Origin of the sequence: Pantoea sp. SIMBA_079 (assembly GCF_046940275.1) — a bacterium.
GTDB lineage: Bacteria > Pseudomonadota > Gammaproteobacteria > Enterobacterales > Enterobacteriaceae > Pantoea > Pantoea borealis.
Map to the genome: position 1 here is coordinate 1 of NZ_JAWRYR010000433.1, position 264 is coordinate 264.

1 protein-coding gene is annotated in these 264 nt (G+C 62.5%); it reads left to right on the forward strand.

Translation table 11 applies throughout. The features are described 5' to 3' along the window. Positions 1 to 183, forward strand: a 183-nt coding sequence (locus SB719_RS20680) for a hypothetical protein (RefSeq protein WP_412159818.1), incomplete at its 5' end; no start/stop codon positions are given. Positions 184 to 264: the final 81 nt, after the last annotated feature.

Genomic DNA, 264 nt, shown 5'->3' on the forward strand with positions numbered 1-264 from the left:
GTAGAAGTCATCATCGGCCCGGCCAGCCAGATCGTGAGCGCGCCGATCGAATCCGTCGGGGAGGACGAGTTTGAAGACCTAACGGTGCTCGCGGAGCTGAGAAGGAGGACCGCGCATCTGCAGCCGAGCCGTCCTCTGACTGAGCCGCAACCCGATTCGGATCCTCACCTGCAGTTGGAGTAGTGGTCCGCGGAGTTTGATGGATATCCGCGGTACGGAACGTGAAACCCCCTCGCCGAACCCGCATGAGACGAGGGCCGTTGG